The 17571-nt window shown below is 39.2% G+C and carries 13 protein-coding genes; 1 reads left to right on the top strand and 12 read right to left on the bottom strand.

The features are described 5' to 3' along the window. The coding region (locus tag FCJ93_RS13640; RefSeq protein ID WP_137743979.1) for an IS3 family transposase at positions 1 to 89 on the top strand (89 nt) is incomplete at its 5' end. A gap of 1196 nt (positions 90 to 1285) precedes the next feature. On the opposite strand, the gene FCJ93_RS13645 is transcribed toward FCJ93_RS13640, so the two are convergent. The 12 genes from FCJ93_RS13645 to leuC form a co-directional block, all read right to left on the bottom strand. Beyond that, the gene (locus tag FCJ93_RS13645) at positions 1286 to 2020 is read right to left on the bottom strand and encodes an amino acid ABC transporter ATP-binding protein (RefSeq protein WP_095307549.1); all 735 of its coding nucleotides are present in this window, start codon (positions 2018 to 2020) and stop codon (positions 1286 to 1288) included. 11 nt (positions 2021 to 2031) lie between these two features. Continuing rightward, a complete protein-coding gene (locus tag FCJ93_RS13650) occupies positions 2032 to 2679 on the bottom strand; it encodes an amino acid ABC transporter permease (protein ID WP_095307557.1) in 648 nt (215 codons plus the stop codon). Between the two features lie 54 nt (positions 2680 to 2733). After that, positions 2734 to 3525, bottom strand: a complete 792-nt coding sequence (locus FCJ93_RS13655; protein ID WP_095307565.1) for a transporter substrate-binding domain-containing protein — start codon at positions 3523 to 3525, stop codon at positions 2734 to 2736. A 259-nt stretch (positions 3526 to 3784) separates the two neighbouring features. Continuing rightward, positions 3785 to 4369 carry a ribosome biogenesis GTP-binding protein YihA/YsxC gene (gene yihA, locus FCJ93_RS13660; protein WP_137743948.1) on the bottom strand — a complete coding sequence of 195 codons (585 nt, stop codon included), beginning with the start codon at positions 4367 to 4369 and terminating at the stop codon, positions 3785 to 3787. Beyond that, positions 4366 to 6693, bottom strand: a complete 2328-nt coding sequence (lon, locus tag FCJ93_RS13665) for an endopeptidase La (protein ID WP_137743949.1) — start codon at positions 6691 to 6693, stop codon at positions 4366 to 4368. Before lon ends, yihA begins: the two co-directional genes overlap by 4 nt. Positions 6694 to 7054: 361 nt before the next feature. After that, a complete protein-coding gene (gene lonB / locus FCJ93_RS13670) occupies positions 7055 to 8722 on the bottom strand; it encodes an ATP-dependent protease LonB (RefSeq protein WP_095307591.1) in 1668 nt (555 codons plus the stop codon). A 499-nt stretch (positions 8723 to 9221) separates the two neighbouring features. Then, positions 9222 to 10487: an ATP-dependent protease ATP-binding subunit ClpX gene (gene clpX, locus FCJ93_RS13675; protein WP_095307604.1), complete on the bottom strand. Its 1266-nt coding sequence runs from the start codon at positions 10485 to 10487 to the stop codon at positions 9222 to 9224. Between the two features lie 641 nt (positions 10488 to 11128). Then, positions 11129 to 12412 carry a trigger factor gene (gene tig / locus FCJ93_RS13680; protein ID WP_137743950.1) on the bottom strand — a complete coding sequence of 428 codons (1284 nt, stop codon included), beginning with the start codon at positions 12410 to 12412 and terminating at the stop codon, positions 11129 to 11131. A 296-nt stretch (positions 12413 to 12708) separates the two neighbouring features. Next, positions 12709 to 13731, bottom strand: a complete 1023-nt coding sequence (locus FCJ93_RS13685; RefSeq protein WP_137743951.1) for a tetratricopeptide repeat protein — start codon at positions 13729 to 13731, stop codon at positions 12709 to 12711. A 586-nt stretch (positions 13732 to 14317) separates the two neighbouring features. Next, positions 14318 to 14950 carry a DUF1349 domain-containing protein gene (locus FCJ93_RS13690; RefSeq protein WP_095307636.1) on the bottom strand — a complete coding sequence of 211 codons (633 nt, stop codon included), beginning with the start codon at positions 14948 to 14950 and terminating at the stop codon, positions 14318 to 14320. A 606-nt stretch (positions 14951 to 15556) separates the two neighbouring features. Beyond that, positions 15557 to 16144 carry a 3-isopropylmalate dehydratase small subunit gene (leuD, locus tag FCJ93_RS13695; protein WP_095307637.1) on the bottom strand — a complete coding sequence of 196 codons (588 nt, stop codon included), beginning with the start codon at positions 16142 to 16144 and terminating at the stop codon, positions 15557 to 15559. 13 nt (positions 16145 to 16157) lie between these two features. Continuing rightward, positions 16158 to 17570: a 3-isopropylmalate dehydratase large subunit gene (gene leuC / locus FCJ93_RS13700; RefSeq protein ID WP_137743952.1), complete on the bottom strand. Its 1413-nt coding sequence runs from the start codon at positions 17568 to 17570 to the stop codon at positions 16158 to 16160. Position 17571: the final 1 nt, after the last annotated feature.

The following is a 17571-nucleotide window of genomic DNA, read 5'->3' on the forward strand; positions in this document are numbered from 1 at the left end:
TATACTATTACAATCACAAACGAATGAAGGCAAAATTAAAAGACCTAAGCCCGGTGGAATACCGAACTCAAGTCTTAAAAGTTGCATAAAAATATTTGTCTAACTTTATTGGGTCAGTTCATCTCGCGTCACTTGCTTTCTTCTTTCCATTTTTCCCACCATGTCGTTGATGTAAACCGATATAGGCTGATAGACTCTCATTTGGACAATATACGGTTGAATTTCTCCCCCCTTGGCATGTTATGAGGATAAAATTCCTTTTTCAAAGACCCTCCTTGAAAACGAACTTTTTTTGCTCAAAATCTGCTCACCTTTGTCCTCATGAGCTCTCTATGTGAACACGGTTTCCTTCTTTTTGGCGATCTCTGTCCTCATGAGCCCTTCATGTGGACACGGTTTCCTTCTTTTTGGCTTTCTCTGTCCTCTTGAGCCCTTCATGCGGACACGGTTTGCTCTTTTTGGGATTTTTTTGTCCTCATGAGCCCTTCATGTGGACACGGTTTGCTCTTTTTGGGATTTTTTTGTCCTCATGAGCCCTTCATGTGGACACGGTTTCCTTCTTTTTGGCTTTCTCTGTCCTCATGAACCCTTTATGCGGACACGCGGTGCTCTTTTTTGGCTTTCTTTGTCCTCTTGAGCCCTTCATGTGGACACGGTTTCCTTCTTTTTGGCGATCTCTGTCCTCTTGAGCCCTTTATGCGGACACGGTTTGCTCTTTTTTGGCTTTCTTTGTCCTCATGAACCCTTTATGCGGACACGGTTTCCTTCTTTTTGGCGATCTCTGTCCTCTTGAGCTTTATGCGGACACGGTTTCCTTCTTTTTGGCGATCTCTGTCCTCTTGAGCCCTTTATGCGGACACGACGTGCTCTTTTTTGGCTTTCTTTGTCCTCTTGAGCCCTTCATGCGGACACGACGTGCTCTTTTTTAGCTTTCTTTGTCCTCATGAACCCTTTATGCGGACACGGTTTCCTTCTTTTTGGCTTTTCTTTGTCCTCTTGAGCCCTTCATGCGGACACGGTTTGCTCTTTTTGGGATTTTTTTGTCCTCATGAGCCCTTCATGTGGACACGGTTTCCTTCTTTTTGGCTTTCTCTGTCCTCATGAACCCTTTATGCGGACACGCGGTGCTCTTTTTTGGCTTTCTTTGTCCTCATGAACCCTTTATGAGAACACGCGGTGCTCTTTTATACCTTTCTCTGTCCTCATGAGCCCTTCATGCGGACACGGTTCCTTGAATTCTACTATTTTTTGTCGGCATGCACCTTTTTAGTGACTGATATAGCCATTATAAAACCGAATCTAAAAAATCCTTTGTTCTCTGTTCTTGCGGGTGCTGAAACAATTCCTTTGGATGACCTACTTCAACTATTTTTCCATCATGCATGTAAATAACCCAATCTGCGACTTCGCGGGCAAACCCCATTTCATGTGTTACGACAATCATTGTCATTCCTTCTAATGCAAGCTCTTTCATAGTAGCCAATACTTCACCAACGAGCTCGGGGTCCAATGCTGATGTTGGTTCATCAAAAAGCATAATATCCGGCTTCATGGCTAACGCTCTAGCAATCGCAACTCGCTGCTTTTGTCCACCTGATAACTTAGAAGGAAAAACGTTCGCTTTTTCTGATAAGCCTACTTTTTCAAGCAAGCGCATCGCTTCCACTCTTACTTCCTCCTTCGGCATCTTTTTCACAAATAACGGCGCCTCCATCACATTTTCTAATACAGTTTTATGGGGAAATAAATGGAAATGTTGAAACACCATGCCTACTCGAGCTCTAACCTGATTTAAATCATGGGTGGTCTCTTCAATTTGCTCTCCTTCAATAATGATCCTCCCGCTATCCTTTATTTCTAAAAAGTTTAAACAGCGCAATAACGTACTTTTACCAGAACCACTTGCACCGATTAAACAGACGACTTCGCTTTCTCTCACTGTCAAATTTATATCCTTTAAAACATGTAATTGACCAAAAGATTTGTTTAATTTTTCCACTTCAATCTTCAACACAGACATTATATCTCTCCTTAATCACTGCTTGCCATTTTCTTTTCTACCTTTCCAACAAGGACTGAAAAGAATAGAACAAGCACTAAATAATAAACTGCTACAATCAATAAATAGCTCATGTAGTCAAAATCACTTGAGCCGAGTGTTGTAGCTACGTTAAAGAGCTCATACATGCCAATAAACGATGCGAGGGAAGAATCCTTTAAAGCAATAATAAATTGATTTCCCAATGGTGGTAACGCCCTCCGAAACGCCTGTGGCAAGATGATTCTTCGCATCGATAATCCACTTGACATCCCAAGAGACCGAGCTGCCTCCATTTGCCCTTTATCCACTGACTGGATCGCACCGCGAAAGATTTCTGCAATATATGCCCCATTATGAAAAGCAAGCCCTAGTACAACAGACCAAAACTGAGAAATATTTAAAGCTGTCAATCCGAAGTAAAAGATGAATATTTGTACGACGAGCGGGGTTCCGCGTACGAGAAAGATATATAAATTCGCAATCCACTCAAGTATTTTGACAGTTGATATTTTTAAAAACGCAAAGAACAAACCAATAAATATAGCAATCAAAATAGAAACAATCGTTAATTGAAAAGTAAGGAGCATCCCCCGCAAAAAAATTGGAGATGTCTCTATAAATAAAGATAATAATTCCAAAAAGATACCTCCTAACAGCGATGGCGAATGCAGCTATGCACATTCGCCATTTGCTTAAGATTCTTCAGGGAGTACTGTAATATCCTCGCCAATATATTTCTTACTAATTTCTGCTAATGTGCCATTTTCTTTTAATGTTTGAAGAGCTTCGTTGATTTTTTTTAAAAGGGCTTCATTGTCTTTCGCAACAGCAATTGCCTGTTCACTTTTTCCCAGCAATTCTTTCCCTTCGATTTCCATTCCGGCCCCAATCGCTTCTTTGCCCGTTACAAAGTCCGTAATAACCGCATCATGCTTTCCGCGGTTAAGTGCCTCAAGTGCTGTGACATCACTGTCATAAAATATGATATTCGTTGAAATACTTGCTGCATTTTCCTCATAAGTAGAACCTTTCGATACGGCAATTTCTAATCCCTCTAAATCTGCCAGCTTCTCCACCGAGCTATCCGGACGGACAAAAATTTGTGGACCAGAATAATAATATGGCGTTGAAAAGCTTACATGCTCTAAGCGCTCTTCTGTAATTGTATGACTGGCAATGGCTGCATCGACACGACCTGCCTTCACACTTTCGACAATGCTACCGAACTTCATCTTTTTCTGCACTGGTTCAAGCCCTAATTCCTGTGCTATCGCCTCACCTACTTCGATATCAAACCCCGTCATCTTACCATCTGCAGCCGTGACACTGAAGGGCTTAAATTCGCCTGAAGATGCGAAGACTAGTTCTCCATCTTTTATCAACTTAAATCCATCTGCATTTTCTGAGGATGCCCCGCCTGAGCCACAAGCTGTGAGGAGAAGCAACAAAAGAACCCCAACTGCTCCTTGTGTGAATCGTTTCATAACAACAACTCCTTTATTTCGTGAGTGATTTCAACTTTTGCAAAAGGATGAAATCGCGGCAAAAAGTATTTTTTTGTAACAAAACCCCGTTTTTACCGAATTTTCAGTTTATTTTAACTAAATTTAATTCATTACGGAAAAAAGACGTTTAACTTGAGATTTTCCTAAGCTTGGACTGGTTTTTATATTTGTATGAACTAAAAGTAAAAAAAAGAACTTGATGATTATGATCCATCAAGTTCTTTCAGTGACTGGTATTTTATGCCATATAATTTTCAATCGCAGTCCACGCTTCATCTTTTCCCTTTCCCGTTTCTGAAGAAAAAAGAATGATTGTATCTTTTTGATCTAAATCCAATGTTTCCGTTGTTACTTTCAAATGCTTTTGCCATTTTGACTTCGAAATCTTATCCGCCTTTGTCGCAATAACAATACAAGGTATATCATAATGCTTTAAAAAGTTATACATCATAATGTCATCGCTTGTGGGAGGATGACGTAAATCCACAATTAACAGTACGGCACGAAGCTGTTCGCGAGAAGTTAAATAAGTTTCAATCATTTTTCCCCATGCTTCCCGTTCTTTTTTGGAAACCTTCGCATAGCCATAGCCTGGAACATCAACAAAGTGAAGAATTTCATTGATTAAATAAAAGTTCAAAGTTTGCGTTTTTCCTGGCTTCGAAGATATTCTCGCCAACCCTTTACGGTTAAGCATTTTATTAATAAAAGAGGATTTCCCTACATTCGAGCGACCGGCTAATGCAAATTCAGGTAAATTTGTATCGGGATACTGCTCAGGCTTCACAGCACTTATGACGATATCTGAACTCACTACCTTCACGATGGTGCACCGCCATTAAGAGCAATCGATAGGACCTCATCAACATGGGTTACCGGGAAAAACTTAAGTTGATCTCTAACACTCTCTGGAATATCATCTATATCCTTTTCATTATCCTTTGGAAGGATAATGACAGAAAGACCAGCACGATGAGCACTTAATGTTTTTTCTTTCAAGCCTCCGATTGGAAGAACCCGTCCTCTTAACGTAATCTCACCAGTCATTCCGACTTCTTTTTTAATTGGTTTTCCTGTTAATGCAGAGACGAGAGCTGTCGCCATTGTGATTCCTGCAGATGGACCATCCTTCGGTACCGCACCTTCAGGGACATGAATATGAATATCATTCTTCTCATAAAAATCCTCTTCTATCCCAAGCTCTGCTGCTTTTGAGCGAACATAGCTAAACGCAGCCTGGGCTGATTCCTTCATCACATCTCCGAGCTTTCCTGTCAATACAAGCTTACCTTTTCCAGGTGATAGCGATACTTCAATTTGCAGTGTATCTCCGCCGACTGTTGTATATGCTAGTCCTGTTGCCACACCGACTTGATCCTCAAGCTCTGCCTGACCATAACGGAAAATCGTTTTTCCTAAAAATTCTTCCACATTCTTTTCCGTAACGACAACACGCTTCTTTTCGTTTGAAACGATAATTCTTGCCGTTTTGCGGCAAATCGCTGCAAGCTGACGTTCTAAGCTGCGCACACCCGCTTCTCTCGTATAATAACGGACAATTTTTTGGATGCCATCCTCTCGAATTTGCAATTGGGACTTCGTCATCCCATGCTCTTTAATTTGCTTAGGCAATAAATGATCCTTCGCAATATGAATTTTTTCAAGCTCTGTATAGCCAGCGATCGAAATGATCTCCATTCGATCTCTTAACGGCCCAGGGATCGAGCTTAAATCATTTGCCGTTGCAATAAACATGACCTTCGATAAATCATATGTTTCTTCAATATAGTGATCACTGAAATTATGATTTTGCTCTGGATCCAATACTTCGAGCATAGCAGAAGAAGGATCACCTCTAAAATCACTTGACATCTTATCAATTTCATCAAGCAAGAATACTGGATTAATCGTTCCGGCCTTTTTCATGCCTTGAATAATGCGCCCTGGCATTGCGCCAACATAGGTCCGTCTATGACCGCGAATTTCCGACTCATCCCGGACACCACCGAGTGAAATACGGACGAAATTACGATTTAACGAACGAGCAATCGATCGGGCTAAACTCGTTTTTCCGACACCGGGAGGGCCGGCAAGACATAAAATCGGTCCTTTTAAGGAGTTCGTCATCTTTTGAACAGCCAAATATTCAAGAACCCGTTCTTTTACTTTTTCTAAGCCGTAATGATCTTCATCTAAAATTCGTTCCGCTTTTAAAATATTGAGATCATCTTCCGTCGCATTCGTCCAAGGTAACGAAATAAGCCAATCAATATAGTTCCGAATGACGGAGCTTTCGGCTGAAGTTGAAGGGACCTTCTCGTAGCGGTCTAGCTCTTTTAAAGCTGCCTTCTTCACGTGTTCGACCATATTAGCTTTCTCGATCTTCTCAGCTAGTTCAGCAATCTCGCCTGTTTTTCCATCTTTATCGCCAAGCTCCTTTTGGATCGCCTTCATTTGTTCACGCAAATAATATTCCTTTTGCGTTCTTTCCATTGACTTCTTGACACGTTGGCCGATTTTCTTTTCTAAATTGAGAACTTCTTTCTCATTATGAATAATTTCAATTAATCGATTGACCCTATCCTTAACATTGATCGTCTCTAAAATTTCTTGCTTCTCTTTTAGCTTAAGCGGCAAATGTGAGGCAATAATATCTGCCATTCTTCCTGGTTCTTCAATATCTGTTAAGCTTGAGTAAGTTTCGGCTGAAATCTTTTTTGACATTTTTATGTACTGTTCAAAATATTCCAGTAGCGTGCGCATAAACGCTTCGTCTTCAACATCCTTTTCGGTTGAATCCACATACGTTTTCACACTTACAGCAAAATGATCATTTTCATCAAAAAAGCTAATAATTTCAGCTCTTTTTAAGCCTTCCACAAGAACGCGAATCGTTCCGTTCGGGAGCTTTAACATTTGCTTTACCTTTGTCAAAGTTCCCATTCTGTATAAATCCTCTTCCCCAGGATCATCTATGGACATGTCTTTTTGCGTTGTTAAAAAAATGAGACTATCATCTACCATTGCCTTCTCTAAAGCTTGAACAGACTTATCCCGGCCCACATCTAGATGCAAGACCATAGTAGGATATACAAGTAAGCCTCGAAGCGGTAGGAGGGGGACGATTACTTCCTTCTTATTCGCCATTTACTAGCACCTCCAAATGCATATCTATCTTCATAAAAATGAGAATAATTCATTGTACAATTCTATCGTATTTACGAATAATAGTCTATTTTAAGGCTTTCGATTCAATTTCACAATAACCAAAGGAAAACTTTGAACAAACGATTGGGGAACATTCTTTAGTATCAATCATTTTCTGACGACAATGCATGAATCTGGAGAATTTCTTTGACAAATAAGAAATTTGCTCCCTATGCTCCTGAACCGTGGGAATTTTCCATTTAAACAAGAGCATTCACCGCAATTTCTAAAGAGAGAGGGGAAGAAACCCAATAAAAAACTTCGGCTTTTTGTACAAACCGAAGTTTTTTTTGAGTGAAAGTTAAATACTTTCTTTCTTCTTTAATTCGACAGAAGCCGTAATCACTCTTTCCTCAGGCTTTTCTTTTAATAAGGCCACATCAAATACTTCTGATAGGTGCGTGACAGGAACAATGGTGATTCCCTTCACTTCGTTCAAAATAGATTGGACGTTTTCTTTCGGAATGATGACCGTTTCTGCCCCTGCTTTTTTCGCTGCCTTTATCTTTGGAAGAACTCCGCCAATTGGCTTTACATTCCCATGAATACTAATTTCTCCTGTCATTGCAACCGTATGATCGATCGGAAGCTTATAAATGGCAGAGTAAATTCCTGTAGCCATGGCAATACCAGCTGAAGGTCCATCTATCGGAACCCCACCTGGAAAGTTTACGTGAATATCAAACTCATCTGCAGGAACCCCCATAGAGCGAAGAACAGTAATAACATTTTCAATAGAACCTTTTGCCAAACTCTTTCTTCGAATCGATTTACTTCTATCGCCAATACTTTCTTCTTCGACAATTCCAGTAATATTGATTGTGCCTTTTTCTCTGGCAGGGATGGCCATCACTTCTATTTCCAATAATGCTCCTGTATTGGGACCATAGACTGCTAACCCGTTAACGAGTCCAACTGAGGAAAATTTCATGATCTTTCTTTCCATCCGTGGAGAAAGCTGGCTTGAATGGACGACCCATTCAATATCTTCATCTTTAATATAATTACGTTCTTCCTGAATCGCTAGACCAGCGGAGGTTTGGATTAAATTAACGGCTTCACGACCATTGCGAGCGTAATTAGCAAGGGTTTTCAACCCCGTTTCACCGATCTTCAGCTTCACCTTATCCGCTGCCTTCTTGCCGACCTTTTCAATTTCTTCCTCAGTCAGCTCTCGGAAAAACACCTCCATGCACCGGGAGCGGATCGCTGGAGGGATTTCACTCGGTGTCCTTGTTGTTGCACCAATTAAGCGAAAATCCGCCGGCAATCCATTTTTAAAAATATCATGTATATGATTCGGGATTTGCGTGTTCTCTTCGTTATAATAGGCGCTTTCCAAGAAGACTTTTCGATCCTCTAACACTTTCAAGAGCTTATTCATTTGAATGGGATGAAGTTCACCTATCTCATCAATAAACAAAACTCCCCCATGGGCATTTGTTACGGCACCCTGCTTTGGCTGAGGAATACCAGCCTGCCCCATCGCTCCAGCTCCCTGATAAATCGGATCATGGACGGAGCCGATGAGAGGATCGGCAATTCCCCGTTCATCAAAGCGGGCTGTAGTTGCATCTAGCTCTACAAAGACAGAGTTGGGCTTAAACGGGGATTTAGGATTTTTTTTCGCCTCTTCAAGAACTAATCTTGCTGCGGCTGTTTTCCCAACACCAGGCGGTCCATAAATGATTACATGCTGTGGATTAGGACCGCATAAAGCTGCTTTAAGCGCCTTTATTCCATCCTCTTGACCGACAATATCCTCAAAACTTGAGGGGCGAACCCGTTCTGAAAGTGGCTCAGTTAAAGAGATGGACCGCATTTTTTTTAGCTGGTCCATTTCCTTTCTTGATTCCCTATCTATCGATACTTTTTGTGTACGCTGATTTCTTAATAAATTCCAAAAATAAAGCCCTATTACAATACCGAAAAAAAGCTGGATAAATAAGGCTATCCCTGTCCAACTCATGGTCTTCCCTCCTGTACCTCTCTAGCTTGTATAATGGGTTGCATTTTATATGGATGCCTCTTTCGTTTCTGCCTCCATCTCATCATTTAAATAACTTGCATTTAAGTTATTTGCATACGTTTAGTATCTCCTCTTCAAGAATGGAATAAACAACAATTTTATAGAAATCTTTGAAAGAGAGGAAAGGAAAAAAAAGTGGATCTTCAAAAGTTATCAATTCGTTTTTTTATTGCGAGGAGCGGCGTTATTCCTCATCTATCGTCGTCCATGCGATAGTGAGCTTATTCCTGTGATGAAGGAACGATAGCACTTCTTCTGTAACTTTTCGAAGGAAAGCGAATCCTGAAGTTTGTTATACACACATGGCTAAAAACGAAATCTATAGTTTCCCGAAACGATAAAAAGTCAAACCAATAGCTGGTTTGACTTTTTAAAAGCTTTATTACATTGCCAACGGACCGCATAACATTAGCCAGTTAAGGCAGCCTTAATCATCATCTCATGCTGATGTTTTCGTTTCTTCGTCAATCACAGTTCCATCTTTTAGAAGAAGCTTCGGTGCACTGTTCTCAATAACAGTTTCCTTCGTGATGATGCATTTTGAAATATCATCGCGGGAAGGTAATTCATACATAACATCAAGCATAATCGCTTCGATAATCGATCTTAATCCACGAGCTCCCGTTTTGCGTTCAATTGCTTTTTTAGCAATTTCTTTAAGAGCCTCTTCCTCAAATTCTAGCTCAACATCATCAATTTCAAGCATCTTTTGGAATTGTTTAACTAAAGCATTTTTAGGCTTCGTTAAAATCTGAATTAATGCTTCTTCATCAAGTGAGTTCAAGCTCGCAATGACTGGAAGACGGCCAATAAATTCAGGGATAAGCCCGAATCTTAATAGATCCTCTGGTAATACTTTTGACAATAAGTCTTTGTCTTCCACTTCTTGCTGTTTAACATCGGCGCCAAAGCCAATAACTTTCTGACCTAAACGGCGTTTAATAATCGGTTCGATGCCGTCGAAAGCACCACCGCAAATAAATAAAATATTTGTTGTATCAATTTGAATAAATTCCTGATGAGGATGTTTTCTTCCACCCTGTGGAGGTACACTTGCTACTGTACCTTCTAAAATTTTTAACAATGCCTGCTGAACACCTTCGCCTGATACATCTCTTGTAATCGAAGGATTCTCTGATTTACGGGCCACTTTATCAATTTCATCGATGTAAATAATGCCTTTTTCTGCCTTTTCCACATCATAGTCAGCAGCTTGGATTAATTTAAGTAAAATGTTTTCAACATCTTCCCCTACATATCCAGCCTCTGTAAGTGATGTAGCATCAGCGATAGCAAAGGGAACATTTAAAATTCGCGCAAGCGTCTGAGCCAGCAATGTTTTCCCACTACCAGTTGGACCAATCATAGCAATATTACTCTTAGCCAACTCAACATCATCAATTTTACTATTTGAATTAATGCGTTTGTAATGGTTGTAAACAGCCACTGACAAATTTTTCTTTGCCTGGTCCTGACCGATTACATATTCGTCTAGAATATCCCGAATTTCTTTCGGCTTCGGTACATCCTTAAATTCCACTTCTTCCTCTGTTCCAAGCTCTTCTTCCACAATTTCTGTGCAAAGCTCAATACATTCATCACATATATATACACCTGGTCCGGCAACTAACTTACGAACTTGGTCCTGTGTTTTACCACAGAAAGAACATTTTAATTGTCCTTTTTCATCATTAAATTTAAACAATTTTTTCACCCCTTGAAAACGTCTAGTATCGTCTCTTGTTTACGTAGAACTTTTCTTTATGTAAAAATTTGAGCCGATTTCACGAAAGAATATCCACTTGGAAAAATTTTTACATATAAAGTTATTTACATTTCACCAGAGGCTCCGCTGGACTTTCTTTGTCGCTACACGCCAACTAGAACATCTGCTCCCTGCTCGTTCACTACTGCAAATTATTTCTCTATCTTAAGTTATTTTAAACAAAATACTGCTTTAGTTTTTGGTAAAAATGAACGCAAAATGGTTCTTCTTTACAAACAATTTCAATAGTTATGTATTGCATTGTACCACATTTTATGTACGGACAGGAAATAATAACTCTTATACACAGAAGCTGTTTTTCCAGACCTTGAGCAGGGCTAGATTCACGAAAACGGAAGAAAGACCTTTTAACTGGTGTACAGTTAAGCTTAACCAAAAACGGTCAAATTAAGTCGGTAGTTTTCCTTAAACTTATTTTTTAAATTTGCAGATACTTTTGATTATATGTATATGTACAAAACTGACAATAATTGAATAACGCCAGTATAAATATTATATTTTATATTTTATAAAACAAGGCACGAATAAATCGTGCCTTGTTTTATTAAGTTTGTTTTATATTATTCAACCGTTTTGCTATTTTCAACAAGGAAATCTAAAGCTTTGCGAACTTGCACATCCGCTTTTAGGCCTTCGAGGCTACCTAAAGCAGCAGTGATATTCTCTACAGGCATATTGTACATTTCGGACATCTTGTTTAACTCTGCATCCATTTCTTCAGGTGAAACTTCAATGTTTTCCGCCTTTGCAATCGCTTCGAGAGTAAGGTTCATACGAACACGCTTTTCAGCCTCTTCTTTCATTTGCTCGCGTAAAGCACTTTCGTCTTGACCTGAGAATTGGAAGTAAAGTTCAAGATTCATTCCTTGCATTTGTAGACGTTGCTCAAACTCTTGCATCATGCGATCTACTTCGTTATCGATCATGATAGCCGGCAAGTCAATCTCAGCATTTTCAGCCGCTTTTTCTACAACTGTATCGCGTACAGTATGCTCAGCTTCATGCTTCTTGCTTTCTTCAAGGCGCGTTTTAATTTTTTCTTTTAATGCATCTAAAGTTTCTACTTCATCATCTGCATCTTTAGCGAATTCATCGTCAAGCTCAGGAAGTTCTTTTCCTTTTACTTCATGAACTTTCACTTTAAATACTGCCTTTTTGCCAGCAAGCTCAGCCGCATGGTAATCTTCTGGGAATGTAACTTCTACAGCCTTTTCTTCACCAGCAGCAGTTCCAACTAGCTGCTCTTCAAAACCAGGGATAAATTGACCTGAACCAAGCTCAAGGGAATAGTTATCTGCCTGTCCACCTTCGAACGCTTCTCCGTCAACAAATCCTTCGAAATCCATTACGACTGTATCGCCATTTTCAGCAGCAGTTTCTTTTATTACTAACTCAGCATGACGCTCTTGAAGTGAGGTTAATTCTTGATTAACATCTTCTTCTGTTACTTCAGTATTAATCTTTTCTACTTCTATCCCTTTGTATTGCCCAAGCTTTACTTCCGGTTTAACAGTAACTGTCGCTTTGAAAATAAGAGCTTTTCCTTTTTCTACTTGTTCAACATCAATTTCCGGACGATCCACCGGCTCAATTCCAGCTTCCTCAATCGCATTTGTATAAGCTTCTGGAAGAAGGATATCAATCGCATCTTGGTACAAAGATTCTACTCCAAAACGCTTTTCAAACATTGCACGAGGCATTTTCCCTTTACGGAAACCAGGTACACTTACTGTTTTAACAACTTTTTTGAATGCAGCGTCCAAACCCTCATTAAACTTCTCTGCATCTACTTCAAATGTAAGAACTCCTTGGTTCCCTTCTTGTTTTTCCCATTTTGCAGACATACTTATATTCCCTCCAAAATCTATTATCATTGGTTCTTTTCCACACGATTTGCTATTGCTGTCCTAAAGAATCACGCTAAAGCAAAAAAATAACGCCATTCACTCCATTCATAGCAGGAAAGCAATTTGCTAAAATGAACTACGGCTTTGCAATTGGCAATAACAATCAGTAATTTGAAAACAACCATAATGAATATGCATCCTATAGCCATATCCAATTTAATATGTAAATACCAATGATTACACATTACAACCACTACATTATAACATACGATTTGTCTCTTTCAACATTGAAGCTAAATAATGGGATAAGAAATTTTTTCTAATTTTTGAATAAAGAAATAGGCCCTTTCAACTTCCTCAATAACAACCTGATACTGTGCTGCTATATCTTCTATATGAGCGTCGACTCCGTTGAACCTCAGACCCGTAAGATGATATGCTGCTGCCCATAAAACCGGAGCAACGGGCGACCATTCAAATGGATAAAGAAGATATAAATGTCGTTCAATGAGGCTCATAATATGTTGATAGAGAACAGGATCTTCATTCTCAAGATGAAATAGCTCCTTTTGTACATCCTTCATTTGTTTCATTTCAGTGGAAGGGATGAGTAGGCTTGGAACAACAAGCTTCACCTTGCCAAATTTCTCAACCTGAATCTCTTTTTCATATTCCTGTTCTTGCAATATATTGAGGAGCATCGTTTTAAGAAACGGATGACCTTCTTCGCTTTCAAGATATTGTTTTACTTCCGTTATGTATTGTCGAACATTTTTATGTGCCAATTCGGCTATCGCTAATACTAATTGATTAGGGTCTTTATTCGCCAACAAATTTGTGTTTTTGTTCTCATCATCAGCATATTGACTTCGTTCATCCTGCTCCACTTTATTCTCAATCATTCGCTTGCAAAATGCCAAAAGTTTGGAAAAATGCTCCTGTTTTTCAAACGGAATTTCCTTCTCATCCTGAAGAACTTCGATCGTTGTCATAATTTTTTCATATTCATGAAGCTGAACGAGGATCATTAAATAAAGATCGACCGTTTGGAAATACTCGCCAATTCCTTCTTTCAGCATGTCTTCAGCGAGCTGTTTTGCTTTCTCAAAAACCCCTGCTTCATAATAGGCTAAAACCAAGCCAACATAAACATCGCCATCCTTGGGCGCAAGGCTCTTCGCTTCTTCAAACCATTTCACAGCTTCTGTAAAATTCTTCTGCTGAAGTTGTTCTAAGCCTTTGTCTAAAAGCCGTTTTTCAAGGTCAGGAAATTGAATAACATTGCCTTTTATTCTCTTTCGCCCCTTTTTGTTCATATAAAATACCCCTTCAAATAAGTTGAGGTAAGTTTAGCATGTTCTAAAACATGTCTGCAAGCGTGGAGTAAAGTAATGAATAATACATCCTTTTCAGTAAAAGTCACCATACTTTTTGAAGCTTATGCACCTTAATCGTGTACCATAAAGAAACCCTGCAGGAGTGCAAGCTAGAATCAAAACAAATGAACATTTTTTCCTTATTTACTACGCAATACTGTACCGAAAATGTACGGCATGCAGCCCGTTGAATAAAGAGCAACGGCTAATCATAATACATGACTAGCCTATCCTTTCAAATAAAAAATCCCACAAACCGAAAGCATAGACATAGTCTAAGCTTCGATATTGTGGGGTGCTCCATTACGATTGCTAAATAAATTTTTTAGTCTATCTATGATGTTGATACATTACATCATTTATTAATCGTATCTCAAGTACGATCAAGTAAATAAGGATTAGTCAGACCTCAATACAACTGACAGGCAATTAAAGTTGTGTGTGCCCAACCATTTCTTACTCCCACAATAATTCTTTAAAATTCTATGAGCCTGAATTCGCTAACGTTTTAATCATTGATGTAATCTTATAAATAAGCTTCTTTCGGATCATTACCAAGTTCTTCGATGGTAAGATAATCAAAACGAACGACTTGTTCTTTTCCTTGAGGACTACATGCGTATACTCCCGCTTGAATCGTTGCATTCTTGGAAATATGTAAATGGGCAATTCTTATTTGATTCCAAACCTCGCCATCCCATGAAAAATCAACATAGCAGTTTTGTTCAATTTTAGATATTCTATAGTAAATTTGAACATTATTACAATCCACATATTGTGTCGACCAATCAGAGTATCCTCTATTTGTAACTACTGCTCCTAACTTACTTAAACCATCTGGTATATACTCTAAAGACGTTTTCACCCATGTATCTTCCGATAATCGTATCATAAGTCCCGCTTGGTCATACCTTGAACTTGGGGAAGCTTCAACTTTTGTTGTCATTCTAAAATTCTTTATTGTTTTTGCATAGAGGAAATGTCCATTGTCTGCCTGAAAGCCATAATGTGTTCGTTGCCAATAATCCGTTCTTTCATCCGTTTCTAACACAAGTTTAGATGAGCTGATTTCCCATTTTTTTGGCTCACAACGCCACTCTAATTTGTCATTTAATCTTTCTCCACCAAAATCCTCATATAGAATCAAACCCTTTTTCATGCCATAACCTCCTGTTAAGTTATTTCTTTCACTCTGACATAGACTCACTTGGCTCTTACTAGCAAAATTTATAGAACGCTATGACTACTTTTTACCATTATTATATTATTAAAATTTTTTTTTTAAATCTTACACATAGATAACAAAGTTTACGAAAACATTCTTCCTTTTTCTAATGGCTAATGCAATTTTCCAACGTTGAGCATAAATCATTTCTCTCCAGCAAAGATTGTTAGTAGGTTTCATTTTTTTGTTTCATATAGAATTTATCGACATATAAAACATATAAGTTAAAAGAATTTATCACAATCATTCAAAATTGATTAAATTTTTACGATATCTGAAAACATAAAAAAGAACGAGCATTTTAACTGCTCATTCTCTAAACACACTCAATATTTTATTTCTCGATTTAGTTCGTATCTTCGTAAACCATACTAAAACCCTTCTTGAACATCATAAAAAAGTTTTTTTATTAAACATCGATTTATACACTTGATTCGTTTCAAATGCTAAACAAAGTGACAAAGTCTAACTTAGTTGTTCTCGGAGTCAAAATCCATTATTTTTACAGTGTGCTTGCCCGTAGTTTAATACCTTATAAATCTATAAATTGTTCGCTTGTTCATATGCTGAGATTTTAGCGTCTAGCTGGAGGGTAATTTCAATCTCATCCCAACCATTAACGAGCATCGTTTTCCAATAGTCTGAAATAGGAAAGGTTGCTTTAAAGCCTTCATGATCTGTCACTTTTTGTTCAACTAAATCAATGTGAAGAATCACGGCCTTTTCCTTGCCTTTTGCAATCAGAAGCTTCACTTCCTCTTCCTGCAGCACAATTGGCAGGATGCCATTTTTTAAACAGTTTTGCTTAAAAATATCTGCGAAAGATGGTGCAATCACGGCTTTAAATCCATAGTCAAGCAATGCCCACGGAGCATGCTCCCTCGAAGAGCCACAGCCAAAGTTTTCATTTGCAATTAAAATCGTCGCTCCTTGATTCTCCGGCTTGTTCAATACAAACTCTTCATTTGGAACTCCTTCCGCCTTATATCTCCAATCATAAAATAGAAACTTCCCAAAGCCTGTTTTCTCAATTCGTTTTAAAAATTGCTTCGGAATAATCTGATCAGTATCCACATTGGCACGATCAAGCACTACGGCTTTTCCCCCAAGCTCTTGAAATCCAGTCATTCTCTCACCCTCCTTATAGCGCTTCTACTTTGTTAAGATTACGAATGTCGACAAAATGGCCATTTAACGCTGCTGCTGCTGCCATTTGCGGGCTGACTAAATGCGTTCTGGCACCGGCACCTTGCCGTCCTTCAAAATTTCGATTTGAGGTTGATGCACAATGCTCACCACTTGGCACAACATCTGCATTCATGCTTAAACACATGCTGCATCCTGCATCGCGCCATTCGAATCCTGCCTCTTCAAAAATCCGGTTCAATCCTTCCTCTTCAGCTGTCCTCTTCACAAATTGAGAGCCTGGAACCACTAAAGCACGAACCCCCGGATGAACTCGCTTTCCTTTTACAATTTCTGCCGCAGCCCGAATATCTTCAATCCGTGAATTTGTGCAAGAACCGATGAACACGTGTTGGATTCTGATATCCTGAATTTTTTGACCTTCCTTTAACCCCATATAAGCTAACGCTCTTGCCAGCGATTCTTTTTCCAATTCAGTAGTACACTCAGCTTCGGTTGGAATTGAACCATCTACTTTAGCTGTCATCGAAGGATTTGTTCCCCAGCTTACCATCGGAGCAATATCACTACCATCAATTTCAATGACTTTATCATATTCGGCGTCCTCATCTGAAGCAAGGGCTTTCCAGTTCTCAACATACTGATCAAAAATCTCTCCCTTTGGCACATGCTTTCTTCCTCTTAAATAGGAGAAAGTCGTCTCATCCGGGCTCACCAAGCCAGCTCTTGCTCCACCTTCAATCGACATATTGCAGATCGTCATCCGTTCTTCCATCGACAAGTTCTTAATGACATCCCCACAATATTCAATTACATATCCTGTCCCAAACTTAATCCCATAGTTTGCTAGAACATATAAAATGACATCCTTGGCCGTGACGCCATTTGCTAAAGCACCATTAATCTCAAGCTTCATTGTTTTTGGCTTTGATTGCCATAGCGTCTGCGTAGCCAATACATGCTCCACTTCACTGGTTCCAATTCCAAAGGCTAGCGCTCCAAACGCGCCATGAGTAGAAGTATGGCTGTCTCCGCATACGATTGTTTTCCCCGGCTGAGTCAAACCTAATTCTGGACCGATGACATGAACAATCCCTTGCTCTGGACTGTTAATCCCAGCCAGTTCAATCCCAAATTCACGACAATTTTTCTCCAATGTAGTCATTTGATTTAAGGCTACTTGATCATCTATTTGTTGGCGATTAATCGTTGGAACATTATGATCCATCGTCGCAAATGTTTTATCCGGTCTACGCACTTTGCGATTTTTCATCCTTAAGCCAGAAAAGGCCTGTGGAGATGTTACTTCGTGCACAAGATGTAAATCAATGTAAAGCAAATCCGGTTTTCCCGCTTCCTTATGAACTATATGGCGTTCCCAAATCTTATCAACAATCGATTTCCCCATC

Source organism: Robertmurraya siralis (genome assembly GCF_005502275.1).
Taxonomy (GTDB): domain Bacteria; phylum Bacillota; class Bacilli; order Bacillales; family Cytobacillaceae; genus Robertmurraya; species Robertmurraya siralis.